Here is a 26,133-nt window from a genome sequence, read left to right on the forward strand (position 1 = left end):
ATGAAAAAAAGCACCGCAGCAGTGGTGGAGACAGCACCGGCATACGTTCCGGTAGAGTCTGATTTCCGCCTGAAAAACAATGCAGAAGAGATCGGCATTGATTCCAACTTTGCGGCACAGAGCTTCTGGAAAGATGTCCTGCTCCGCTTCGTGAAAAAAACAAGTGCCATCGTTGGTCTGGTTCTGATCATCCTGATCACCATAATGGCAGCAATCGGTCCTGGCATGAATGATTACACCTATTCCGGTCAGAACTTAAGTGAAAAGAACTTTGCACCTCGTGTAAAAGCTTTAGAGAAATTCGGTATCTTTGATGGAAGTGAAAATTTCAAGACATCAAGAGGCTCCAAGACCATAAACAATTATGAGGACAAAGGTCTTACTGATGTATACTACTGGTTCGGAAGTGATAACCTGGGACGTGACATCTGGACAAGAACCTGGTCAGGTGCCCGTGTTTCCCTGATCATTGCCATTGCAGCAGCGATCATTGATATGCTCATCGGTATGAGCTATGGTCTGATCTCCGGTTATTTCGGCGGAAAAGTAGATATGATCATGCAGCGTATCCTGGAGGTAGCAAACGGTATCCCAAGACTTGTTATCGTAACACTGCTTCTTCTGGTCCTGAAACCTGGTATGGTAACTATCGTCATTGCCCTGATGCTGACGGAATGGATCGGTATGAGCCGTATTGCCCGTGCTGAAATGCTGAAATTAAAAGAGCAGGAGTTCGTGCTCGCTTCCAGAACACTTGGTGCAGGCAGCTTCTTCATTATTTTCAAAGAAGTCCTTCCGAATATTATCGGACCGATCATCACACAGGTTATGTTCTCCATTCCGACCGCTATTTTTACAGAGGCATTCTTAAGCTTCGTAGGTCTTGGTATTCCGGTACCGCAGTGCTCTCTTGGATCATTGATTTCCGAAGGATTTAACTTCTTTACCACTCATCCGTATCAGATCATTCCGCCGATCGTTGTTATGGCGCTTTTGATGCTTAGCTTTAACCTGGTGGCTGACGGCCTTCGTGAGGCTCTCGACCCGAAATTGAAAGAAATGTGAGGTGATTTTCAATGTCAGATGAAAAAATTCTTAATATCAAAGACCTGGATATCACCTTTTCCACAACTGCAGGAACGGTACATGCTATCCGCGGTATCAACATTGATCTTTACAAAGGGGAGACCGTTGCTATCGTAGGAGAGTCCGGTTCCGGTAAATCTGTTACCATGAAAGCTGCAATGGGAATCCTGGCTTCCAACGCAAAGGTGGAGAAAGGTACTATTGAGTTCAGCTATCATCATGCAGATGGCACACCGGAGACGGTAGATATCCTGAAAAAAGATAAAAAATGGATCCGCAGACATATTAATGGAAAAAGAATCGCCATGGTATTCCAGGATCCAATGACCAGTCTGGATCCTACCATGACAATTGGAAAACAGATCATGGAAGGGATGCGCTGGCACTTCAAAACCCCGAAGAAAGAAGCCTGGAACCGTGCAGTTGAGCTTCTGAAAGAGGTTGGAATCGAAGATGCTGAAAAGCGTATGAAGAACTATCCACACCAGCTTTCAGGTGGTATGCGCCAGCGTGTTGTCATTGCCATTGCTCTTGCCTGCAACCCGGATCTTCTGATCTGTGATGAGCCGACTACAGCCCTTGACGTTACCATCCAGGCAAAGATCATTGAGCTGATCAAAAAGGTCCAGAAGGAACGTGGAATTTCTGTTATCTATATTACACATGACCTTGGCGTAGTTGCCAAAGTTGCTGATTTTATTAATGTTATGTATGCTGGAAAAATCGTGGAGAGAGGAACTACAAACGAAATCTTCTATGATCCGCGTCATCCATATACCTGGGGACTTCTTTCCTCCATGCCGGATCTTGATACAGATGATGAGAGACTGTATACCATTCCGGGATCCCCGCCAAACCTGCTTCATGAGAAGCCAGGAGATGCTTTTGCACCTCGTAACCGCTATGCACTTGAGATCGATGATAAGCTGGAGCCGCCAATGTTCCAGATTACAAAGGATCACTTCGCTGCAACCTGGCTTCTGGATCCAAGAGCTCCGAAGGTGGAAATGCCGGAAGAGTTAAAGAACCGAATCGAAAGAATGAAGAAGGAGGCAGAAGAACATGGCTGTAAATTATGATGCCGAGCCGATCCTTACTGTGGATGGATTAAAACAGTACTTTAAGGTGAGCAGCAGCTTTACCGTACATGCAGTAGAAGATGTTTCCTTCAAAATCTACCCTGGGGAAACCTACGGACTGGTTGGAGAATCCGGTTCCGGTAAATCCACCATCGGACGAAGCGTGATCCGTCTTTATGATCCTACCGCAGGAACTATTAAGTTTAATGGTATGGATATCAGCGGCAAGATGAATAAAGAGACGAATAAGGCTCTGAGGATACAGATGCAGATGATATTCCAGGACCCTATGGCATCCCTGAATCCCCGTAAAAAGGTAAGGGATATCCTTGGTGAGGGCCTGGACATTCATCATATGTATAAGACGAAAGAAGAACGTGAGGAGAAGATCAAAGCCATTCTGGCGAAGGTTGGATTGGCTCCGGAGCATGCGGCAAGATATCCCCACCAGTTTTCCGGTGGACAGAGACAGCGTGTTGGAATTGCCCGTGCGCTGATCATGAATCCGAAGCTGATCATTGCAGATGAATGTATCTCTGCTCTTGACGTGTCCATCCAGGCACAGGTAGTCAATCTGATGAAGGATATCCAGCAGGAGACAGGAACTGCATATCTGTTTATCGCCCATGATCTTTCCATGGTAAAATATATCTCTGACCGTATTGGTGTTCTCCATCTGGGCCATCTGCTTGAGACCGGTACTACAGAGGAAATCTTCGAGAATCCGATGCATCCATATACACGAAGCCTTCTTTCCGCGATCCCGTCGCCGAACCCGGCAGTGGAGAAGAACCGTGTAGCGGAGACCTATGATTATAAAACTTCCGGAATCAATTATAATGAAGGAACTTATCATCATATTGGCGGTACACATTATGTAAAATGCACAGATGCGGAGTTTGAGAAATTTAAGAATATGCCGAAGCTGGAATACTAGAGCTTTTTTCAAACACGCTCTGGGCGGCTTTGCAAAATAGCAGCAGAAGTAAACAAATTGCTTACTTCTGTTGCTGTTTTTATATGCATATATAAAACTTTATCGTATCTTCCCGAAGCCTGCCATGGAAGCCTTGGTTATCGCACTTCTGGCTCTGGCTGTGCAGGCACTTTCCCGTCAGCTTTTCTGGTGGACTGCGCCTGAAACGTGATGGTTACCTTGAATAAATCGCCGTCCAGGTAAAGCTGGAATTTGCCACCCTGGAGTTCTGTGAGACTTTTTGCAATGCTAAGCCCAAGTCCGCTGCCTTCTGTGTTGCGGGCCACGTCACCGCGGACAAAGCGTTCGGTAAGTTCTTCGGCTGCGAAATTTAAAGGCTGGGAAGAGATGTTCTTTAAGGTGAAGATTACATGATCACGGGAGTTTCTTACTTCGGCGTAGACCCGGGTGTCTTCCATGGCGTATTTTGTTACGTTGCCGAAGATATTTTCCAGTACACGCCACAGACGTTGACCGTCTGCATAGATTATGGAAGGTTCATCTGGAAACTGTACCATCATGTTCAGATGGTGAGCTTCCAAACATTCTTCAAATTCCCCGATTACCTGGTGAAGCATTTCTGCGAAATCAATATTGGTCATGTTCAGTGTAAGATTACCAGTACTGGCTTTGGATGCTTCCACGACATCTTCTGTGAGAATTTTCAGCCGTGAGGCTTTTGCTTCCAGGATATCCAGATATTCCAATACTTTCGGATCTGTGAAATTTTCCCGCTTCAGAAGATCAATGTAGCTGATAATGGAGGTTAGGGGGGTTTTCAGATCATGGGAAACGTTGGTGATCAGTTCCGTCTTCATCCTCTCATTTTTTACACTGTTTTCCACAGCTGCATCAAGTCCGCTTCCTATATTATTGATGTATTCAGCCATGCGCTTATCATCACCGGAAAGCCTTTCCAGAGAAATTTTATACTGAAGGTTTCCATCAGAAATTTCCTTTAACCCTTTTATGATCTGTTCCCTGTGATAGGCCTTTGTTATGCAGAAAAACAGAAGCAATAGGTCTGCGCAGAAGCTGAACAAAAAGAACAACTGTATATTACCAAGGAAAAGACCAAAGATCACATATTTGAAGAAAACAAAGCCAAGAAAGGCAAAGGTTACCTTCAGTCTGGCAGCTGTGTTTCTGGAATAAAAATCAGCCAGAGAGTGGAGCTTGTGACTGGTTTTGCGGGTTATTTTAACAAGCAGGCGAAGAAGCCATCTCAGGCAGCTGTTTTTCCAAAGCTGTTTTGCCTTTATCCGCCGTACCAGGCTCAGGTAGCCGATCTGGAACCAGAACAGAGTGTGAAGTCCGAGCAACAAAAGCGTAAACAGCAGAGATGCATCCACAAGGGATGCCTGTAGTTTGGCAATCTGATAGTCAGCAAAAGAAAGGCATCGTAAAAACAGACTGGCAACAGAAAAGCAGGAAAATAGGACAAATCCGGCAGCTAGTTCGGTAGGCCAGCAATCAAAAAAGCAAAGGTGCAGTTCTTCGTCTGTGCTTTTTCTTCCGGCAACGGTTGTAAGCCACACAAAGGAAGCAAGGAAAAGCAAAATGCATAGCAGAAATAAGAAGAATACAGGCTGCGGATATCTGGAATAGCTGTCAAAAAATGTTTTGCCGGTAGAAAAGGTGTCAGAAACAGGAAAGGTCTGATCTACACAGGCTGCAAAAACAAAATTGCCATTGATTCCAGACAGCATGGAGCCGACTGATTCTTTCCAGGAACTATAGGTGATATCATTTCCAGGGAAAGTGTTCTGATTGTCCAGTCCGTTAAGATTGCTGGTAAAGTCATCAGATCCCGATTGAATAAGAATGTAGGGGGATTTTCCGGATAGTCTGTTGGAGACAGTATCCTTGGAAATCGAATCATTCTCTAATCTGTCCGCCAGTTTGCTGTCATTGGAAAGAACCTGTCCGGTCTCTTCATTGATGTAAACGTAACTCATGTTGGAATGTCCCTGAGAATAGCTTTCCAGTACCTGCTTCTGCTGGGTATAAAATTCCACCTGGCACAGAAGATTATAAAGGGATTCAAAAGCCTCTTCAATGCGGCTGTTCCAACGGCTATCTGAGTTTAATACAGCCAGGACACTGTCTGCGCCTTGGGGAGAATAAGCTTCTGTAGGTTCATAATATCCCTGATAAAGGGAAATGGAATCAAAAAGCACTTTTCCATCTGAAGCTTCTATCTGAATACCGGAGAGATCATCGGCAACTCCATAATGCAGGTCTTCTCTGATCTGTGAAATAATCTGGTTAGTACCTGTTTCTTCTGTGGATGCCTCGTCGGTGGAAAAGACTTCAGAATCATATCCATAATAATCCGGATTCACGGAGAAAGTGAATTCCCCGTTGTCGATTCTTTTCAGAAAATCATCCACATAGTAATAGCACCAGAAAAGAGAGTCTGTTGCATCAGAAGACGCAAGGTGGCAGATTACAATGGGATTTCCACTGGAAGTATCGAAATCCTTTGCCCATTTTTCCAGATCGGAAAGAGAATAGGCCAGACCAGATGTGTTATGAAAGGAAATCTTTTCGTCTGTTGCGATTTCATTCAGATCGATGACAGTTCCAGGGATATCCTCCTTTAGGGAATCTGTATATGGGAATGTGCATGAGATCGCATGTGTGACATCATAAGTTGCGTCATAAAATGTGTTTGCGAAAGCTTTGGAATCCAGGTAATCTTTTCCAGAATCGGAAAGCCTCAGACCGTGAGTACACAAAGTAAGCAAAAATAAACCCAGGAAGATACCGGTTCCCAGAAGAAGATATTGCAGGATAAGCAGAAGCCCTTTTATCCCAGTGCTGCGCTGCCATTTTTTCTTTTTCATTTTAACCCCTTTCCAGAGCCCTTTTCAGACAGGCTCCAATATGCAGTGATTTTATATTTTTTCCAGTTTATATCCAAGTCCCCAGACTACTTTTAAATATCTGGGCTCTTTGGGAGTGATCTCAATTTTTTCCCGGATATGCCGGATATGTACGGCAATTGTATTATCTGCTGCAATTGCTTCTTCATTCCAGATACTTTCATAAATCTGATTGATAGAAAATACCCGTCCCTGGTTTTTTATGAGAAGGAGCAGAATATTGTATTCAATTGGTGTAAGTTTTACAATTTCACCGTCCACCTGAACTTCTTTTTGGTCATCATTTACCAGAAGCCCGCCGGTTGTATAAATATGCAGGCTTTCCTTGGAAACAGCCGCGCCAAGCTGTGTATACCTGCGAAGCTGGGAGCGTACTCTTGCAATCAGTTCAAGTGGACTGAAGGGCTTAGTGACATAATCATCTGCACCTACGTTTAATCCCAGAATCTTATCTGCATCTTCTGATTTTGCAGAAAGAATGATGATCGGAAGGGCATGCTCTTCCCGTATTTTTAAAGTTGCGCGTATGCCGTCAAGTTTTGGCATCATGATATCTATGATCAGCAGATCCACTTTTTCTTTTTCCATAATGGAAAGTGCCATCTGCCCGTCATAGGCTTTCAAGAATTGGTACCCTTCCTGCTCCAGATAAATGCCGATTGCCTCTACGATATCTTTGTCGTCATCACAAACCAGAATTGTGGCCATTTTCTTTTTCACCTCCTTGTATTTAAGATGCAGGGCAAAAAGAACGTTTGTCTCTGGCATCTATTTAATAAGGTATCAGAGAATTTTTAAGATGAAAGGGGGAAAATCTTAAGAAATTCTTATGGTTTATTATCTTTATGAGTGTAAAAGAAAGGCTGGACAAATGCAACACAATCACCAAAAAAACAGAAAAAACTTTCGCATATTGAAATGTTGCGGATTGAATAAAAATGAATTATAATGATTTTAAATGGGGATTTTTACACTTAGAAACGGAAGAGAGTGCATATGAAACAGGAAAAGAGTACTGAGACAAATACATACATAGTTGATGGGGCATACAGACTTCAGTATATCAGCCAGGGGCTGACCCGATTGTTTCCCGAGATAAAAATAGGAGACACCTGCTATGAGAAGTTCCGTAAAAGAGAGTTGCCATGCCGTAATTGTCCGTTGCTGCATAAGAATCGTAAGACAGATATGTTCTATAATGAGGATGAGCAGACCTGGCTGAAAATCAATGCAGGCGAGATCCAGTGGCCAGGAGCCGAGAATTGCCACGTGATTCTTACAAGAGATATCAGTGAGCATGATCTGGATGAAATGTGCCGCTTTGTAAATATGAAAAAAGAAATTCTGGAGAAGCGGAATTGTACAGCTGTTGAGACGGATAAGCTTACGGGATTGTTTGCAAGAGAGCCATTTTTCAGACAGACAGAAGCTTTTCTCAGGATAAATGGAATCCAGGGAGGAGAATATTGCCTGGTAGCCATTGATATTGAGCATTTTAAACTTTTTAATGAATGGTATGGACAGAAGGCTGGAGACAGGCTGCTGGGGGAAATTGGTTCCCACCTTACCAGGCTGCGTCAGGAATCCGGGGGAATTGCAGGTTACATGGGCGGAGATGATTTCGTGATCGTTCTTCCAAATGATAAGGAAATGCTTGAGAGCATGAAGCACCAGATCACTGGTTTTGTGCGTGCATATGGAGGACATACCGGATTTTTACCAGCATTTGGTTTCTATGTGATCGATGATATCTGGCTTAGTGCTTCGCAGATGTATGATAGGGCCATCCTTGCCCAGGAGACTGTGAAGGGAAATTATGCAGTCCGTTCTGCTTATTACAGTTCTGATATGAAGACCAGACTGGAGAATAATCATGTATTGCTGGCGCAGGTGCAGGCAGGTCTTGAGAGGGATGAATTTATCTATTACCTTCAGCCCAAGTGCAATTTAAATACAGGCAAGATCGTAGGACTGGAATCACTGGTCCGCTGGAAACATCCTACTAAAGGAATCGTAGCACCTGGCTATTTTATTCCGATCATGGAAAGTAACGGTCTGGTTACAGAACTGGATAAGAAGGTCTGGGAGCAGGTCTGTCAGACGCTCCAGGAGTGGATCCGGACAGGGCATAAGGTGATTCCTATTTCTGTAAATGTTTCCAGCGTGGATATTTATGCAATCGACGTAGTGGACTATTTTAAGAAGCTGGTACACAAATACGGGCTTCCGCCTGAATATGTGGAGCTTGAGATCACAGAAAGTGCTTATGTGGAAGAATATAAGGTGATCACTGGTGTCGCTGAGGAGCTTCGTAATGCAGGTTTTACCGTTTTGATGGACGATTTTGGAAGTGGATATTCCTCCCTGAATATGCTGAAGGATGTGAATGTGGATGTTCTGAAGATTGATATGAAGTTCCTGAAGATGGATGAAAATACCATGGGAAAGGGTATGGGAATTCTGGAGGCAGTTACCAGAATGGCTAATATTATGGGAATTCGTATGATCGCTGAGGGAGTTGAGACGGAGGATCAGATTAATTACCTGTTGAATATGGGCTGTATCTATGGCCAGGGTTATTTCTTTTATAAACCACTTCCCATAGAGGAGGTAAAGGAACTTCTTCTGGATGAAAATAATGTGGATTACCGTGGCATTCAGGCAAGAAAGATCGAACATGTCCGTTTCAAGGAGTTGTTCCAGTCCGAATTGGCAAGCGATGGAATCCTGAATAATATTCTTGGACCGATCGCTATTTACGATGTATATAATGATAATGTGGAACTGGTTCAGGTGAATGACAAGTATTGTCTTCTGATCGGACAGGATCCAGTAGACCTTGCAGAAAATGTCCAGGTGCTGGAGGAAATACATCCAGAGGACAGGAAGAAGATGCAGGATATTTTCCGACGTTCGTTCCAAAGACTGGCAGAGGGAGCAGAGGGGACTGTGCGCCGCAAAAGAAAAGATGGCCAATATATGTGGATCAAGATCAAGGCCTTTTTCCTGAGGGAGCAGGATGGGCATAAGACGTTTTATGGCGCGGTCAGGGATATGACCCATGAGATGAATCAGTTCCAGAGAATGATGAATTGCCGGAATGAAGAAAAATAGAGAGACTGTGTTATTCCGGTATGAATGACTGCTTCCTGGTAGTGTTTAGCAGGGGGCGGTTTCAGCTCTTGCATTTTAAAATAGTTTGTGGCATAATCTGTGATAATAACTTAACAAGTCGCAAATGACAACAGGTGAGAAGATGTCTGGTTTTACAAAAGAAATTATTATCAAAACATTATTTGAACTGCTGAATGAGAAGGCTCTTGGGAAGATCACAGTAAAAGATATCGTAGAGCGGTGTGGTGTGAACCGGAATACGTTCTATTATCATTTCCGGGATATTTCAGATGTTGTGGAATATGCCCTGCTGCGGGAAGTAGACCATGTTTTTGAAAGCCAGGTAGATGTTGGCTCTGTGCTGGAAGGTCTGGAAGTCCTGGTGAATCTTATGGGAGAGAATAAGAAAGCCATGCTTCATATATATTGCTCCGTGCAAAGAGATGTTTTTACCAATGCACTGGATAAAATGTGTGATTACATTGTGCGGCAGTATGTAGAGCATAATTTCGACAAAGGAATCCTGGAAAAAGAAGAGATGAAGATTCTCATGCATTTTTATAAATGTGTGATGACAGGAATCATTCTGGACTGGATGGATCATAGAATGTCCTATGATCTTACCGAATATGCCAATAAGCTTCGTGATCTCCACGGAAATTCCTTTGAGAAGGCTTTGGAGAAGGCAGCCGGTGAAAAGCCGGCAACACTGAAGCTGATGTGAGCTGTGACAGACTCTGGAATGTAATGGAACCGGATAAGGATGAATGCTGACAGCATTTAGACAAATTATGGATTGTGTCTGAATTTTGGACACAGTCCTTTTTTTGTCCGTTCCTTTTGGTAATTTTTCTCATTATAATATAGAACATGAAAAGGCGAGGTAAGACAGAAGGGAGAATCTGTATGAATGCGTCAACAGCTTTGAAAATCGCACGAAACGGCTATATCGTAATGGCTGTTATCTTTTGCGGACTAGGCATTTTCCTGATGGCAGATCCGGCTGGGGCGATGAAAGTAATCTGCGTAATCGCCGGATTGTTATTTATAGCAGATGGAATCATAAAGATAATCGGATATTTTTCGAGGGATTTCTATTGTCTGGCGTTTCAGTTTGATCTGGGCTTTGGAATTCTTATGATCGCTATGGGAATTCTGATCCTGGTAAAAAGGGAATCCATTCTCAGGCTGATCTTTGTAATCTTTGGACTGCTGATTCTGGCAGATGCATTGCTTCGGATTCAGATGTCGGTAGAGGCAAGAAAATTTGGTTTAAATCTCTGGTGGGCAATTCTTATTGTTGCAATTGCAACCGGAATCTTCGGGATGATTCTTCTCATCGATCCGGCAGGCGGTGCGAAGCTGACTGTAATATTCACCGGAATCGGTTTCCTTCTGGAGGGAATCCTGAAACTGTGTGTAGCGATTTATACGGTTAAGATCCGGGAGAATAGCAGTGTTGTCTGTGAGGATGAATATAGAGAAGTGTGAGAAAAGATAATCATCATAAAAAATATAAGGAAATAGATTCCATGTAAAAGAAACATCTTCATGGGATTTGTATCATAGCTTAAACAAAGGAGGAGCATTATGAAACTGATTGACAAGGCAAAACAGGCCGCTATGGAAGGTGCAGTAACAAAAGCATTAGAATATCTGGAGAAAGATCCGGAGACAAACATTCCGAAGCTGATGGAGCTGGTTGATAAATTCACTCCAGAGGACTGGTATAAGAGTCAGAGGGATGCGATTCGTAATGCGATTCAGGATAAAAACAGCAACTGGTATCAGTTGATCATGAATCTTTACAGACTGGATCCGGGTGTACGTAAAACCTTTTTCCAGAACTTTATCGTAAATGCAAGCCTGAAGGGCAGCGCAAGACAGGAAGAGGTTTCAGCTGAAAATAACTGCAATGTTCCGTGGGCAATCCTTCTGGATCCTACAAGTGCATGTAACCTTCACTGTACAGGCTGCTGGGCAGCAGAATATGGCCACAAACTGAATCTGGATCTGGAGACCATCGACTCCATTATCAGACAGGGTAAAGAGCTTGGTGTTTATATGTATATTTATACAGGCGGTGAACCAACTGTCCGTAAGAAAGACCTGATCAAGCTTTGCGAAATGCATCCGGATTGCGAGTTCCTTTCTTTCTCAAACGGAACCCTTTTTGATGAGGAATTCTGTGATGAGATTTTAAGAGTAAAGAACTTCGTTCCTGCATTTAGTCTGGAAGGCTCAGAGGAAGCCAATGACGGACGTCGTGGTGAGGGAATCTACCAGAAAGTTATGCACGCTATGAAGCTGTTAAAAGACAGAGGTCTTCCATTTGGTGTTTCTACCTGTTACACAGGCGTAAATGTGGACAGTGTAAGCAGCGAGGAGTATTTCGACAAGCTGGTTGACTGTGGTGCATTATTTGCATGGTTCTTCCATTACATGCCAGTTGGAAACGATGCTTCTCCGGAACTGCTTCTGACACCAGACCAGCGTGAGAAAATGTATCGTGCGATCCGCCAGTACAGAAGCTCCAAAGCAATTTTCACACTTGATTTCCAGAATGATGCGGAGTTTGTACATGGATGTATTGCAGGTGGAAGACATTATCTGCATATCAATGCAAACGGTGATGTGGAGCCTTGTGTATTTATCCATTATTCAAACTGCAACATTAAGGATACTTCTCTTCTGGATGCACTGAAGAGCCCGATTTTCCAGGCATACCATGACAATCAGCCATTCAATGAAAATATGTTCCGTCCATGTCCAATGCTGGAAAATCCGGAAATCCTCCGCAGACTGGTAGAAGAAACTGGCGCGAAATCTACAGACCTGCAGTCACCTGAGAGTGCAGATCATCTTTGCGGCAAATGTGATAAGTATGCTGCCTGCTGGAAAGAAAGAGCAGATCAGCTGTGGGATGAGAGGTTGAAAGAGAAGGCTGCGAAAGCGGGCTGTTGATCGTAAAATAGAACAGGTTATAAGAAAACGAGCTGGACATGCACGAAATCAGTGCATGCCCAGCTCGTTTTTTGCAATAGAAATTAGTAGTTGTAAGCTCCTTCATAAGCATTGCAACGCTCTTTGCGCCTGGACTGGTTATCGCAGGTACTGCAGCGATCACAGAATTCCTGCTCGTAACAGGTGGAACAGACGCACCCTTTACAGGCTTCACGGTCATAGGCGGAGGTGCAGGTATAAGGAAGCTTGTTATCAGCTTTTTTTTCAGACATTAAGATCACGCTCCTTTTTAATGTGATTATAATGCGAAAAAATATATGGTTCAATGGGAAATATCTGAAAAAAGCAGGGGCGATTTTTAGCTATTTTGCTTGTTAATCAGCTTCCCATCTTCCGGAAGCACCGCAGGGAAGTACAAGTCCGTTGGATTTCACCGGAAGTCCGATTTCCTGGGAATCTACATGTCCTTTATAGTTCTTAAGCTCTGTTGAGAGCATGTAAGTAAGTACAGCAGGTGCGAGCCCTGTAGTATAGGAATTGATCAGGAAAAATAAAGGGTTATCACTGAGAATCTGGGTACAAAGTTTGATCAGTGGATGAATCGCATCCTCGATTTTCCAGATTTCACCTTTGGGACCGCGGCCGTAGGAGGGAGGATCCATGATGATGGCATCATAGTGATTGCCACGACGGATCTCACGTTCTACAAATTTTACGCAGTCATCTACAAGCCAGCGGATCGGAGCATCGGAGAGACCACTGGCAGCAGCGTTTTCCTTTGCCCAGGTAACCATGCCCTTGGAAGCATCTACGTGTGTCACAGAAGCACCGGCAGCTGCGGCTGCAAGTGTGGCGCCTCCGGTATAGGCAAAGAGATTCAGCACTTTAATTGGTCTTCCAGCCTTTTTGATCTTGTCACTGAACCAGTCCCAGTTTACTGCCTGTTCAGGGAAAAGACCGGTGTGCTTAAAGCTGAATGGTTTCAGATGAAAGGTAAGTTCTTTATAATGAAGATCCCATTGCTGCGGGAGATCAAAGAATTCCCATTCACCGCCGCCTCTGGAACTGCGGTGGTAATGCGCATTCATCTTACGCCATCCCGGCTCTGTTTTGGGGGTATCCCAGATAACCTGCGGATCTGGACGGACAAGGAGATATTTCCCCCATCTTTCCAGCTTCTCGCCACAGGAAGTGTCAATTACTTCGTATTCTTTCCAGCCATTTGCAATCCACATAGTAATATTAACCTCGTTTTATAGTATTTGTAATGTAAATGTTGTAGGATAGTTAGCTCTGATATATTAAAAATACAGAATAATATTAGGTGGCCATTCAGAGCCGGAAGGTCAGGGCTCTGGCTTTGAGCAGCCATATATTCTTATGATAGCAGAAAACAGTAATCACGTCAATTTTGTCTTTATCCTGCTTGACATTTGCAGGGATGTTATGCACAATAAAGGCATTAGAAATAACAGAATAAATAACAGAACAAATAACAAAAGAAAAGTAAATAAGTAAAATACAGTCAAACACTTGACAACCTGCACTTTAGCATACTAAAATGGAAAAGATATACGAGGAGGATACACCAAAAAGGCACAAGCCAAAGGAGGAACTTATGAAAAAATATACCGAAATGAATCATGAAGAGCTTCTGGCGCTGAAAAAAGAGCTGGATAAAGAATTTGAAGAAATTAAGGCACAGGGACTTGCACTTGATATGTCAAGAGGAAAGCCAAGTGCAGCACAGCTGGATCTGTCCATGGAAATGATGGATGTCCTGAATGGAGATTCTGATCTGAAATGTGAAACTGGCGTAGATTGTCGTAATTACGGTGTGATCGATGGTATTCCGGAAGCCAAGCGCCTTCTTGGGGAAATGTCTGAGGTAGATCCGGAACACATTATTATCTATGGAAACTCAAGCCTGAATGTTATGTTTGACAGTATCGCACGCTCCATGACTCAGGGAGTAATGGGAAATACTCCGTGGTGCAAGCTTGATAAGGTGAAATTCCTCTGTCCGGTACCGGGATATGACCGTCACTTTAAGATTACGGAATTTTTCGGAATTGAGATGATCAATGTTCCTATGACTCCACAAGGACCGGATATGGATATGGTAGAGAAGCTGGTAAGTGAAGATGCTGCTATTAAGGGTATCTGGTGTGTACCGAAATATTCCAATCCACAGGGATATACTTATTCCCAGGAGACTGTAGAGCGCTTTGCGAGACTGAAACCAGCGGCACCGGATTTCCGTATTTACTGGGATAATGCATATAGTATCCATCACCTTTATGATGATAATCAGGACTTCCTGGTTGAGATCCTTGGTGAATGTGCGAAAGCCGGCAACCCGGATCTGGTTTATAAATTCACATCTACTTCCAAGGTAAGCTTCCCAGGTTCTGGTATTGCAGCAGTAGCAGCTTCCAAGGCGAACCTGGATGATTTCCGCAAATACATGCAGATTCAGACAATTGGACATGATAAACTGAATCAGCTGCGCCATGTAAGATTCTTCAAGGATCTTGACGGACTTCACGCACACATGAGAAAACATGCAGATATCCTTCGTCCGAAATTTGAACTTGTACTGGATACTCTGGATAAAGAACTTTCCGGACTGGGAATTGGCGAGTGGACAAAGCCTCACGGCGGATACTTTATCTCTTTTGATTCCATGGAAGGCTGCGCGAAAGCAATTGTGGCCAGGGCAAAAGAGGCAGGTGTTGTACTGACAGGAGCCGGTGCTACTTATCCATATGGAAAAGATCCGAAAGACTCCAACATCCGTATTGCACCTTCATTCCCTACACTTGAGGACCTTGGCAAGGCAGCACAGGTATTCGTACTTTGTGTAAAGCTTGTCAGTGTAGAAAAACTTCTCGGCTAAAGGCTGGTACTTTATCAGACCGGTACAGTTACTGTCTGGATGAAGTATTATGATTTCCGTTCAATAACAGCGGGAATCCAGCATAAAATGGAATCATGCCAGGTCAGGCGTTTTCTGACCTGGCATATATAAAAAGAGGCAGAGTACATCTGCTTTTTGTTGTTTTTACCCGTTTGTTGCAAAAATAACAGGAAGTCAGAGGTGTATTGTACCGCTAACCACAGGAAATCAGCAGAAGCAGGGAGGAATCTATGGCAAAAAATAAAGAAAAAGCAGGTGCAGGAAGGATTATCGTTATTTCGCTGGTTGTTTTGCTGCTGCTCCTTACAGCAGGAGCATATGGGTATGGTGTTTATTATTTTTCTGCACATTTTCTTCCTGGCTCCATGGTAAATGGTTTCAATTGTTCCTATATGACGTCTGAGGATACAGAGGATCTTCTGAATCAGCGTGTGGGAGCTTATGTTCTTGCTGTGGAGACTATGAAAAATGGACAGGAAGCCATTTCTGCAGCGGATGTGGATCTTTCCTACGTGTCCACAGGCATTGTAAAAAAGCTGATCAAGGATCAGGACCGTTTTACCTGGTTTCTTGCTTTTAACCAGGAAAAGAATTATGATATTTCAGAATCCCTCAGCTATAACGTGGAGATGCTGCAGCAGGCAGTAGATGATCTGAAATGTATGCAGGCAGAGAATATTGTCCAGCCTGTAGATGCACAGATCCAGGATACAGGAGATTCCTTTGAGATCATTCCGGAAGTGGTGGGAAATGCCCTGGATCGTACGAAGACTGAAGAAGTGATCGGGGCAGCAATGCTCCGTGGAAGAACTTCCGTAAATCTGGAGGATGAGAGCTGTTACCGGAAGCCGACTGTATACAGCACGGATGAACAGCTGAAATCCAATTGTGAAAAAATGAATCAGCTTTGCAAGGTGATCATAACCTATGACTTTGCAGACCGTACAGAGACAGTAGACCGGACTGTGATCAAGAACTGGTTCGGCTATGATGAGGATGGAAATGTGATCCTGGATGAAAATCTGGTACGCCAGTATGTGGCAGACCTTGGGCTGAAATATGATACCATGGGACAGACAAGAACGTTTCTGACCTATGACAATCGTGAAGTGGAAATCAAAGGCGGCGATTACGGCTGGGTAATTGATCAGGATGAGGAAATAAAAGCCCTGATCAGTGCCATTGAAAGTGGTGTTACCCAGGTACGTGAGCCTGTTTATCTGTATTCAGGCTACAGCCGTGGTACCAATGATATTGGCTCCACTTATGTGGAGATAGATCTGACAAACCAGCGACTTGTTTTTTACCAGAAAGGAACTCCTATTGTGGATACCCCTATTGTAAGCGGCAATCCGGATATAGAGGGCTGCGGCACACCAACCGGGTGCTATGCGCTGGATGCAAAGGAATCCCCGGCAGTTCTTACTGGGGAAGATTATGAGGCAAATGTGACTTACTGGATGCCTTTTGCCGGAAATGTGGGAATCCATGACGCTTCCTGGCGTTCCGAGTTTGGCGGGAATCTTTATCTGTGGGAAGGGTCTCACGGATGTGTAAATGTTCCATATGACAAGGCTGCGGCTATTTATGCGAACATAGAGGTTGGCATGCCGGTTGTTGTATACGAATAGGAGGCCAGAGGAAGCATCCAAAGTGCCTGGCATTTTGTCAGTGTGATGGATTCACACAGACTGAATTGTTGCAAGTGTATAAAAATATTAACATAGAAAAAACGTGCTTAGAGTGTGTTTGAAAAAGGCTTTCAGCAAAATATCCCGCAAAGTGGGGCGTGCAGATTGCAGGAATGATTTTGGGGGCAGGCTCTAGCGCAGCAAGGAGAGATAAAATTATGAAAATAGTAGTTTTGGCTGGAGGAACCAGTACGGAGAGAGAGATTTCCATTGTATCCGGTACAGGAATCTGTGGCGCATTGCGGCAGAGGGGCCATGAGGCGATACTGGTAGATATTTTTTGCGGAGTAGAGAATGTTGACTGGGAGAACCCATTTCCTGCTGAGTATGATGTAGAGAAAGCAGCAGAGTATATGAAGAGCTTTAATCCACAGATCAAAGAGATGGAGAAGACCAGAAGAAGCTTTTTCGGTCCTAATGTGCTGGAATTGTGTGAGAAATGTGATATCGTATTTCTTGGACTCCATGGTGCGAACGGTGAGGATGGCAAGGTGCAGGCTGCATTTGACCTGATGGGAATCCGTTACACAGGAACCGGTTATCTCAGCAGTGCCATGGCTATGGATAAGCGTATCACAAAGGAAGTTTTCCTGATGAACCATGTCCCTACACCAGGCGGTTTTACGATGACAAGAGAGAATCTGGAGAAGGATATTACCAGCCATGGTCTTTTGTTCCCCGTAGTTGTAAAAACCAGCTGTGGAGGTTCCAGTGTAGGCGTATACATTGTAAATGACCAGAAGGAATATGAGGATGCCCTTGCTGATGCGTGCCAGTATGGTGCAGATATTGTAGTGGAAGAATATATTAAAGGACGGGAGTTTTCCGTTGCAGTAGTAGATGACAAAGCATATCCGATCATTGAGATCGCGCCGATTCAGGGCTTTTATGATTATAAGAACAAATACCAGGCAGGTTCTACTGTAGAAACCTGTCCGGCAGAGATCTCTCCTGAGCTTACCGCGAAAATGCAGGAAAATGCAGTAAAAGCGGCAAGAGCACTGGGACTTACCGGCTACAGCCGTCTGGACTTCATGATGAAGGAAAATGGTGACATGTACTGTCTGGAGGCGAATACCCTTCCAGGAATGACGCCTACCAGCCTGATTCCACAGGAAGCCAAGGTATTGGGAATGGATTACCCTACACTTTGTGAGGAACTGATCCGTATTTCCCTTAAAAAATATGAATAATGCCAGGGTTAAAAGGTCAGAAAGCTGTTCGTGCCTGCACGATAAGGCTTTTGACCTTGGAACCCGCCAAATATGAGGAAGCAGCGATTTACATAGTAAATCAGCAGATTCCGAATGTTTGAAGGATTGTGGGAGCAGCGTAGCTGCGGAACAATCCGTGCCACAAGTTAGAAATAAAAAATAGTAAAAGGATCATAAAATAAAAATGAAAAATCTGACTCTGGAAAACCTGACCAAGGCATGTGGTGGTGTTTATTTTGGACCATCTGAGAAACTGAATCAGGAAATCGCATCTATTACAACGGACAGCCGGAAAGCAGAAGCAGGAACCTTGTTTGTTCCCATTGTGGGTGAACGTGTAGATGCACACAAATTTATCCCGCAGGTAATGGAAGCAGGAGCATTGGCAACTTTATCTGAGCGTACATTGGAGAATGCAGATTTCCCATATATCAAAGTGGAGTCTTCCCTTCAGGCGGTGAAAGACATCGCGGAGTTTTATCTTCAGCAGCTTCAGATTCCGGTTGTGGGAATTACCGGAAGTGTTGGAAAAACAAGTACAAAAGAGGTAATTGCCTCTGTCCTAAAAGAAAAATACCGTACTTTGAAGACACAGGGGAACTTTAATAATGAGCTGGGACTACCGCTTACCGTTTTCCGCCTTCGGGATGAGGACGAAATTGCAGTTCTGGAAATGGGAATCAGTGATTTCGGCGAAATGACCCGTCTGGCGAAGATCGCAAGACCAGATACCTGTGTGATCACCAATATCGGTACCTGCCATCTGGAAAATCTGGGAGACAGGGATGGGGTGCTGAAGGCCAAAACAGAGATCTTTAAGTATCTGAAAAAAGATGGACACATTGTATTAAACGGAGACGACGACAAACTTTGTACCGTAAAAGAATATGAAGGCATTAAGCCTGTCTTTTTCGGCATGGAAGAGAATCAGGATATTTATGCAGATGAGATCGTAAGCAGAGGCTTAAAAGGAATGACCTGCCGTATTCATGCGGGCGGGGACTCTTTTACCGTTGATATCCCAATGCCTGGCCGACACATGGTGTACAATGCCCTGGCCGCTACTGCTGTGGGACGTATTTATGGTCTTACTCTGGAGCAGATCCGTCACGGAATTGAGACACTGGAGGCAATCAGCGGAAGATTTCATATGATCGAAACGGACCGTTTCCTTATCGTAGATGACTGCTACAATGCCAATCCAATGTCTATGAAAGCTTCACTTGATGTATTGAAGGATGGTGCTGGCAGAAGAGTTGCAATCCTGGGAGACATGGGCGAACTTGGCGAAAATGAAGTACAGCTTCACGAAGAGGTTGGAGAGCATGCTGCCGGATGTGGAATTGATGTATGTATCTGCACAGGCACACTTTCTGCCAATATAGCGAAGATGGCAAGAAAGAATCCAGAGCTTACCGTTATAGAAGAACCAGACCGTGACAGTCTTCTGGCGCATCTGGATTCTTATGTCCGGACAGGAGATACGATTCTGGTAAAGGCATCTCATTTTATGCAGTTTGAGAAGGTTGTTGCAAAGCTGCAGGAGATGTAAGAATTTGACGAACGATTTCTGTTTCCTATAAGATAATACCGCAGTATAATGTTCTTAAACGGACATGTCTGCTTACGCAGACATCACCATAAATCATAAGAAACACGCATTGCGAGTTTCTTATGATTATCGCGGCAGTCGCCAAGGTTTCGTGCAAGCACGAACTTTGGCTCGTTGCTCGCGTAAATGAAAGTCGATTGCTCCGCGCCTATGGCGCTCCCACAATCGCCGACTGTATTCGTAATCCGGGCTATCGCCCCACTTACTCATACAGTCTAGCCTGTGCAATATCCATAAATCCAACATGCAAGCATGCTGGATTCATGGCTGCTGCACAGGACTTTCATAGTAAAAGTTCAGAAATATGGGAGGACATTATGCTGGAGAAAATCATGAACCTGCATATATTGCTCTACAGTATGGCGGGCCTTGGGGCCTTGGGAGCAATTGGAATGCTAGCCACACACCTCACCTACAGAAGAATGCTGAAAAGTACTGGAAGTAAGATAACCGGCACCAAGATCAATAAAGGGACAGGCAGCCCAAAAGTCAACCTGAAAGAAAAATGGCTGAACCTGTGGAAAACAAGGGACAGGCTTCTTCACAGGATGAACAGACTGGTGTGGTATCCGGCACTTTTGTCCACGGTGCTTCTGGGATGCGCTATCTATTTTTCTGTAGTTCTGAGAATGGAAGAAGGGCTTCCACTGACATATCTGTATGTAGGGACAGCTGTTCCGGTAGCTCTTCTGCTGCTGCGTCAGGTGCTGGATTTTTCCTACAAAGAGGAACTGATTATGGATACTCTGGCAGATTATGTGGAGCAGATGCGGACATGGGTGGAAGAAATTCCGGTATCTAAGAAAACGGATCCGGTCCTGCAGGAGGAAGTGGTGGACAAGATCACCAGCAGTATCCGGCAGACCGCTGCAGCAGGAAGTCATTTTAGTAAAATGCTTACACCTGAGGAAGAGAAAATCATGCGGGAGATCATCCGGGAATTTATGGCATGATGGGGGAAATGGCACAGAAGAAAGCGAGGAGAACATTATGAAGATTGTAATTCTGGAGGCTGACAGTCTTGGCCAGGATATGGTATTTACACCATTTGAAGCACTTGGAGAGGTTGTGATCTACCGTACTACGACTGCGGAAGAAATGGAAGAGAAGACAAAGGATGCAGATGTGATCGTAGCGAATAAAGTTCCGATCTGCGAGTCCACCATTGGAAAAGCCCGGAATCTGAAGCTGGTGTGCCTGACTGCAACCGGTTTTAACAACCTGGATGGTGACTATCTGAAAAAACGTGGGATTGCAGCCTACAATGTTGCCGGATATTCCACAAATGGAGTAGCCCAGCATACATTTGCCCTTCTTTTCTATGTTCTGGAAAAACTGAATTATTACGATAATTATGTAAAATCAGGAGAATATGCAAGAGGAAACTGCTTTTCCCATTTTGGGCAGAATTTCTTTGAACTGGATGGAAAGACCTGGGGAATTATCGGCCTTGGTGCGATTGGGCGCAAGGTAGCCCAGATCGCGCAGGCTTTTGGCTGTAAAATCATCTGCTATTCTGCTTCTGGAAAGAAATATGATACAGAATATGAGCAGGTAAGTATGGATGAGCTTCTTTCACGTTCCGATATTCTGTCCGTGCATGCACCATTGAATGAATATACGGAGAACCTGATGACATTGGATAAATTCCGTAAGATGAAGAGAACAGCTATTTTTCTGAATCTTGCAAGAGGCGCCATTGTAAATGAAGCGGATCTGTATACGGCTCTTACAGAGGGCTCTATTGCTGGTGCAGGTCTGGATGTTCTGTGCAAAGAACCGATGGATCAGGATAATCCTTTGCTTAAGATTCAGGACAGTAACAAGCTGATCATTACCCCTCATATTGCCTGGGCTGCGAAAGAAACCCGGTTCCGTGTGGTAGACGAGGTGGTGAAAAATATTCAGCGTTTCCAAAAGGGAGATTCTGTAAACAGGGTATATTAAAGGCGATAGCCAGTATTACCCAGGATTACAGATACAGTCGGCAGAGTGTGGAAAGCCGCAGATAGACGGACTTCTCCTTATAGGGATATCAGCCGGGACGGACTGTCTCGCAAGAATAAGATAAAGAGGAGACTACATGGCAAAAAAATACTATGCAGTACGAAAAGGAAGAAAAACAGGAGTATTTCTGACCTGGGCAGAATGTCAGAAACAGGTGACCGGATTTTCCGGGGCAGAGTTTAAAAGCTTTCCTACCATGGAAGAAGCCCGGGCTTTTTCTGGCACTGGCACAGAGACTTTTGCACCAGAAGATCAAAACAGTAAAGAAGCTCCCGCTTCGGGGACTGTGCCCGAAGCTGCAAATGTGATCGCTTATGTGGATGGCAGTTACCGTTCTGACACCGGGGAATTCTCTTATGGAATGGTAATCCTTCAAAATGGCGAGGAGCATTGCTTTGGCCAGAAAATGACAGATAAGGAACTGGCACAGATGCACAATGTGGCCGGGGAGATCAAAGGCTCTGAAGCGGCTATGCAGTATGCCCTGGATCATAATATCCCGGAGATCGTGATCTACCATGATTATGAGGGGATTGCCAAGTGGTGTACTGGTGCATGGAAAGCAAATAAAGCGGGAACCCAGGGCTACCAGTCTTTTTACCAGGATGCAATAAAAAAAATAAAGGTACATTTCGTAAAAGTGAAAGGCCATTCCAATGATAAATACAATGATATGGCTGACCAGCTCGCAAAAAAAGCTCTCGGAATCCTGTAAAGGGATTCCGGGAGCTTTTTGAAACTATAGTAAGAGAAGGGGAAAATAAAGTATTTAATCTTCTTCAAGTACCTGTATTTCCAGATAATCAAAGTCAATTTCTTCAATGAAATTATCCTGGTAAAACCGTGTTTTGCTGTGTTTCTTAAAATCCCGGACTGTAGTGTCCAGCCAGATGGGATTTCCAAGATCCAGTTCATAACAGATCTGCTCCAGGCAGTAAAAAATTTTATGAGTCCTGGTTTCCTGGCGGTCATCACAGACTACGGTATCTTTTAGCATATGGTTATCTTTCCAGATCCGGCCCCAAAGTCGAAACATTTTAGAACACCTCCTCTTATTGTGGCTGTTGGTAAAGTTTACCTTAACACTGATTGGGAAAAGTTGCAACAGTTTTTAGCACACTAAAGCGTTTTAGCTTGATTCTTCCATAGAAATCTACTATAATTAACGGTAATATTTGTCACTTATAAATTACGTTTAGATGAGGAGGATCTTTTGTTATGAAATTATATGATACCGGTGTGTATCTGCAGAACGGACAGACCATCATTCCTGAAGCTGATGCCAATTTTCCAGTTTCGAAAGAAGAAGCAGCGAAAAACACCATTGCGTATTCTATTTTGAGTGCCCATAATACTTCCGGCAATATGGAAAAGCTTCAGATTAAATTTGATAAGCTGACATCTCATGATATCACTTTTGTAGGAATCATCCAGACTGCACGTGCTTCAGGACTGGAGCGTTTCCCAGTGCCATATGTTCTGACAAACTGCCACAATTCCCTTTGTGCAGTAGGCGGAACCATCAATGAAGATGACCATATGTTTGGACTTACCTGTGCGAAGAAATATGGTGGGGTATATGTTCCGCCTCATCAGGCTGTTATCCATCAGTTTGCCCGTGAAATGCTTGCAGAATGCGGCAAGATGATCCTTGGCTCGGACAGTCATACACGTTATGGTGCTCTTGGAACCATGGCTATGGGTGAAGGCGGACCGGAGCTGGTGAAACAGCTGCTTTCCCAGACTTATGATATTAATATGCCAGGGGTTGTTGCCATTTACCTGAAAGGTACACCACGCCCGGGCGTTGGTCCACAGGACGTTGCCCTTGCGATCATTGGCAAGGTATTTGCAAACGGCTATGTGAAGAATAAAGTAATGGAGTTCGTAGGACCTGGCGTTGCCAATTTAAGTGCGGATTTCCGTATTGGCATTGACGTTATGACCACTGAGACAACCTGCCTTTCTTCTATCTGGCAGACGGATGAGAAGATTCAGGAGTTCTATGAGATTCATGGAAGGGCAGAGAGCTATAAAGAGCTGAAGCCTGGCGATGTGGCATATTACGATGGATGTGTGGAAATTGACCTTAGCGAGATCAAGCCAATGATCGCAATGCCGTTCCATCCAAGCAACACCTATACGATCGATGAGCTGAATGCAAATCTGGACGACATTCTTGCGGATGTTGAGAAGAGAGCCCAGGTAAGTCTGGATGGCAAGATTCCGTTTACTCTCCGGAATAAAGTAATAGATGGAAAACTTTATGTGGATCAGGGAATCATTGCAGGATGTGCAGGCGGCGGCTTTGAAAATATCTGTGCAGCTGCTGACATTCTCCGCGGCAGCAGTATCGGAGCAGATGCGTTTACATTAAGTGTATATCCGGCAAGTACTCCGATCTATATGGAACTGGCTAAGAATGGTGTCCTGGCAGATCTGCTGGCTACAGGTGCTGTTGTGAAGACTGCATTTTGCGGACCGTGCTTCGGTGCAGGTGATACTCCTGCAAATAATGCATTCAGTATCCGCCATACCACAAGAAACTTCCCGAACCGTGAGGGCTCTAAGATTCAGAATGGACAGATTTCCTCTGTTGCGCTTATGGATGCCCGTTCTATTGCAGCTACTGCGGCAAACAAAGGCTTCCTTACATCTGCGGAGAATTTTACCGGTGAATACACAGGCCAGAAATATTTCTTTGACAAAACAATCTACGCAAACCGTGTATTTGACAGCAAAGGTGTGGCAGATCCGTCTGTTGAGATCCAGTTTGGCCCGAATATCAAGGACTGGCCGAAGATGCCGGCACTTGCTGAGAATCTGGTGCTGAAAGTAGTTTCTGAGATTCATGATCCGGTAACGACTACAGATGAACTGATCCCATCAGGTGAGACTTCTTCTTACCGCTCCAATCCGCTTGGTCTGGCTGAGTTTACTTTGTCCAGAAAGGATCCGGCTTATGTTGGACGCGCTAAGGAGATTCAGAAGGCCGAGCATGCTATTGAGAATGGGGAATGTCCGGTAGAAGCAGTTCCAGAGTTAAAGCCAGTTATGGAAATTGTACATAAGGATTACCCTGAGGTTGGAAAGGGAAATCTTGGCATAGGAAGTACGATTTTTGCCGTGAAGCCAGGGGATGGTTCCGCCCGTGAACAGGCTGCTTCCTGTCAGAAGGTACTTGGCGGATGGGCAAACATTGCCAATGAGTACGCTACCAAACGTTACCGCTCCAACCTGATCAACTGGGGAATGCTTCCATTCCTGATCCCGTCAGGCGACCTTCCGTTTGCAAACGGTGATTACCTGTTTTTCCCGGAAATACGCAAGGCCGTTGAGGAAAAAGCTGACAGCATTACCGGCTATGTGGTGAAAGAGAGTGGAATGGTACCATTTACTGTAACACTTGGGGAACTGACAGATGATGAGCGGGAAATCATTCTGAAGGGTTGCCTTATCAACTATAACAGAAAATAATATAACAGAATAAGAAAATTAAGGTCAGGTCATTCTTTCAAAAAAGAGTGGCCTGATTTTTTATGTAATAGGAAATTCCGTTGGAATCTCCTATTACACAAAAAGCCCTGCCGGGCAGGATCGCACTGCGGCGGAGCGGTAGATGTCGCATGGAGCGACCCGCCGCAGGCAGAGAATCCTGCAAAGCAGGATTCTTTCTTGTATTGCGTTACTTACGTCATACTTTTTTCAAAAATGTGCAATGTCTGTGCGAATTAAGATAAAATAAATATTCTGAATAATTAAAATAATTAATACAAAAAACAGAATTAATACGCATGAATAGAAAATAAAACAGAAATAAAATGAAAAATGCACAGAAAAGCATTGACAAATTGAAAGCGAAATGGTAATATAAACACATCAAAAGAAAACAAGAGAAAAACCAAACAACTTCATAAAGAAAGGAGCTTAGTGATTCCGATGGGAACATAGAATTTTCCTAATCAATATAAGAGAGACAGGAATCGCGTTTCCTGCAAGAAGACCTGATACGAAGATTCGATTCCTATAAATGCAAGTATCACTTGATTCAGCTGATACTTAAGAAACGTATCAAAGGTATATAGAAGCGATTACTTATATTGAATAACTGTCCACCACTAATACAAAGATCTGAAACTTGTGTAAAGAAACATTTCTTCAGAGAATATAACCCTTATCTTAGATAAGAACGATATTTTGAGATCCATATTGAACCTTTAGAATATGAATCGAAGCTTTGCATTAGATGAATATCAGATCTGATATTCCAGTCAGAAATATATCAGGAACTTCCGCCCATACTTTTTATCATATATCATATATGAGAGAGCAGATGAACCAGTAAGTGGTTTTGGATTTAATATCTTAAGTTTGAAATTGTTTATATCAATGATTCAGGGCATTAAGAAGTGTATTCGGTATTTCTGCAAATGAGATTATAATAAGTGAAATTGTAATTTCCATCTATAGAACTTCTAAATAAACCGAATGATAAACATCATATCGTTTATGAGCAGGGAATAAGATAAGATATTTTAAATAAAATCAACAACTAAATATAGAACAACTGAATATAGACCAC

At 43.8% G+C, this 26,133-nt stretch carries 20 protein-coding genes and 1 pseudogene; 16 read left to right on the forward strand and 5 right to left on the reverse strand.

Annotated elements, in window-relative coordinates:
* Genes ACTQWB_RS15375 through ACTQWB_RS15385 form a run of 3 tightly spaced genes read left to right on the forward strand, consistent with a single transcriptional unit; the run spans window position 1 to window position 3,102 of the window.
* Entirely contained in the window at window positions 1-1,065 is a 1,065-nt protein-coding gene (locus ACTQWB_RS15375; protein ID WP_441502377.1) for an ABC transporter permease, read from the forward strand.
* An 11-nt stretch (window positions 1,066-1,076) separates the two neighbouring features.
* A complete protein-coding gene (locus tag ACTQWB_RS15380; RefSeq protein ID WP_441502376.1) occupies window positions 1,077-2,165 on the forward strand; it encodes an ABC transporter ATP-binding protein in 1,089 nt (362 codons plus the stop codon).
* A complete protein-coding gene (locus ACTQWB_RS15385) occupies window positions 2,149-3,102 on the forward strand; it encodes an ABC transporter ATP-binding protein (RefSeq protein ID WP_441502375.1) in 954 nt (317 codons plus the stop codon). Before ACTQWB_RS15380 ends, ACTQWB_RS15385 begins: the two co-directional genes overlap by 17 nt.
* 137 nt (window positions 3,103-3,239) lie before the next feature.
* Here ACTQWB_RS15385 and ACTQWB_RS15390 read toward each other — a convergent pair whose 3' ends face one another.
* Together ACTQWB_RS15390 and ACTQWB_RS15395 are read right to left on the reverse strand one after the other, a co-directional pair.
* Window positions 3,240-5,990 carry a sensor histidine kinase gene (locus tag ACTQWB_RS15390; protein ID WP_441502374.1) on the reverse strand — a complete coding sequence of 917 codons (2,751 nt, stop codon included), beginning with the start codon at window positions 5,988-5,990 and terminating at the stop codon, window positions 3,240-3,242.
* Between the two features lie 51 nt (window positions 5,991-6,041).
* Window positions 6,042-6,737 (reverse strand): response regulator transcription factor, encoded by a 696-nt coding sequence (locus tag ACTQWB_RS15395; protein ID WP_441502373.1) that lies wholly within the window; start codon window positions 6,735-6,737, stop codon window positions 6,042-6,044.
* A gap of 288 nt (window positions 6,738-7,025) precedes the next feature.
* Between ACTQWB_RS15395 and ACTQWB_RS15400 the strand changes: the two genes are divergently transcribed.
* The 4 genes from ACTQWB_RS15400 to ACTQWB_RS15415 all read left to right on the forward strand — a co-directional run bounded on the left by ACTQWB_RS15400 (window position 7,026) and on the right by ACTQWB_RS15415 (window position 12,107).
* The gene (locus ACTQWB_RS15400) at window positions 7,026-9,143 is read left to right on the forward strand and encodes an EAL domain-containing protein (RefSeq protein ID WP_441502372.1); all 2,118 of its coding nucleotides are present in this window, start codon (window positions 7,026-7,028) and stop codon (window positions 9,141-9,143) included.
* A gap of 142 nt (window positions 9,144-9,285) precedes the next feature.
* Window positions 9,286-9,867, forward strand: a complete 582-nt coding sequence (locus ACTQWB_RS15405; RefSeq protein ID WP_441502371.1) for a TetR/AcrR family transcriptional regulator — start codon at window positions 9,286-9,288, stop codon at window positions 9,865-9,867.
* A gap of 182 nt (window positions 9,868-10,049) precedes the next feature.
* The gene (locus ACTQWB_RS15410) at window positions 10,050-10,634 is read left to right on the forward strand and encodes an HdeD family acid-resistance protein (protein ID WP_441502370.1); all 585 of its coding nucleotides are present in this window, start codon (window positions 10,050-10,052) and stop codon (window positions 10,632-10,634) included.
* A 99-nt stretch (window positions 10,635-10,733) separates the two neighbouring features.
* Complete coding sequence (locus ACTQWB_RS15415; RefSeq protein WP_441502369.1) at window positions 10,734-12,107, forward strand: radical SAM protein; 1,374 nt, start codon at window positions 10,734-10,736, stop codon at window positions 12,105-12,107.
* 83 nt (window positions 12,108-12,190) lie between these two features.
* On the opposite strand, the gene ACTQWB_RS15420 is transcribed toward ACTQWB_RS15415, so the two are convergent.
* Both ACTQWB_RS15420 and ACTQWB_RS15425 read right to left on the reverse strand, forming a co-directional pair.
* Complete coding sequence (locus tag ACTQWB_RS15420; RefSeq protein ID WP_441502368.1) at window positions 12,191-12,379, reverse strand: hypothetical protein; 189 nt, start codon at window positions 12,377-12,379, stop codon at window positions 12,191-12,193.
* Between the two features lie 102 nt (window positions 12,380-12,481).
* Window positions 12,482-13,342, reverse strand: coding sequence for a class I SAM-dependent methyltransferase (locus ACTQWB_RS15425; protein ID WP_441502367.1), 861 nt, complete (start codon window positions 13,340-13,342; stop codon window positions 12,482-12,484).
* 383 nt (window positions 13,343-13,725) lie between these two features.
* Here ACTQWB_RS15425 and ACTQWB_RS15430 point away from each other — a divergent pair, with 383 nt between their 5' ends.
* The 8 genes and pseudogenes from ACTQWB_RS15430 to ACTQWB_RS15465 all read left to right on the forward strand — a co-directional run bounded on the left by ACTQWB_RS15430 (window position 13,726) and on the right by ACTQWB_RS15465 (window position 22,266).
* Entirely contained in the window at window positions 13,726-15,006 is a 1,281-nt protein-coding gene (locus ACTQWB_RS15430) for an aminotransferase (RefSeq protein ID WP_441502366.1), read from the forward strand.
* 251 nt (window positions 15,007-15,257) lie between these two features.
* Window positions 15,258-16,658, forward strand: a complete 1,401-nt coding sequence (locus tag ACTQWB_RS15435) for a peptidoglycan binding domain-containing protein (protein ID WP_441502365.1) — start codon at window positions 15,258-15,260, stop codon at window positions 16,656-16,658.
* Window positions 16,659-16,795: 137 nt separating this feature from the next.
* Window positions 16,796-16,852, forward strand: a pseudogene (locus ACTQWB_RS15440) (DUF6783 domain-containing protein); the annotation flags it as partial.
* Between the two features lie 24 nt (window positions 16,853-16,876).
* The gene (locus ACTQWB_RS15445; protein ID WP_441502364.1) at window positions 16,877-17,911 is read left to right on the forward strand and encodes a D-alanine--D-alanine ligase family protein; all 1,035 of its coding nucleotides are present in this window, start codon (window positions 16,877-16,879) and stop codon (window positions 17,909-17,911) included.
* 205 nt (window positions 17,912-18,116) lie between these two features.
* A complete protein-coding gene (locus ACTQWB_RS15450) occupies window positions 18,117-19,484 on the forward strand; it encodes a UDP-N-acetylmuramoyl-tripeptide--D-alanyl-D-alanine ligase (RefSeq protein WP_441502363.1) in 1,368 nt (455 codons plus the stop codon).
* Between the two features lie 377 nt (window positions 19,485-19,861).
* A complete protein-coding gene (locus ACTQWB_RS15455) occupies window positions 19,862-20,497 on the forward strand; it encodes a hypothetical protein (RefSeq protein ID WP_441502362.1) in 636 nt (211 codons plus the stop codon).
* Window positions 20,498-20,534: 37 nt separating this feature from the next.
* Window positions 20,535-21,491 carry a D-2-hydroxyacid dehydrogenase gene (locus ACTQWB_RS15460; RefSeq protein WP_441502361.1) on the forward strand — a complete coding sequence of 319 codons (957 nt, stop codon included), beginning with the start codon at window positions 20,535-20,537 and terminating at the stop codon, window positions 21,489-21,491.
* A gap of 136 nt (window positions 21,492-21,627) precedes the next feature.
* A complete protein-coding gene (locus tag ACTQWB_RS15465) occupies window positions 21,628-22,266 on the forward strand; it encodes a ribonuclease H1 domain-containing protein (protein WP_441502360.1) in 639 nt (212 codons plus the stop codon).
* A gap of 54 nt (window positions 22,267-22,320) precedes the next feature.
* Here ACTQWB_RS15465 and ACTQWB_RS15470 read toward each other — a convergent pair whose 3' ends face one another.
* Window positions 22,321-22,587: a hypothetical protein gene (locus tag ACTQWB_RS15470; protein WP_441502359.1), complete on the reverse strand. Its 267-nt coding sequence runs from the start codon at window positions 22,585-22,587 to the stop codon at window positions 22,321-22,323.
* A 182-nt stretch (window positions 22,588-22,769) separates the two neighbouring features.
* On the opposite strand from ACTQWB_RS15470, the gene ACTQWB_RS15475 reads away from it, so the two are divergent.
* Window positions 22,770-25,028, forward strand: coding sequence for a hydratase (locus tag ACTQWB_RS15475; RefSeq protein WP_441502358.1), 2,259 nt, complete (start codon window positions 22,770-22,772; stop codon window positions 25,026-25,028).
* The last annotated feature ends 1,105 nt before the right edge of the window (window positions 25,029-26,133 follow it).

Source organism: Blautia sp. HCP3S3_H10_2 (assembly GCF_052122375.1).
Classification (GTDB): domain Bacteria; phylum Bacillota; class Clostridia; order Lachnospirales; family Lachnospiraceae; genus Blautia_A.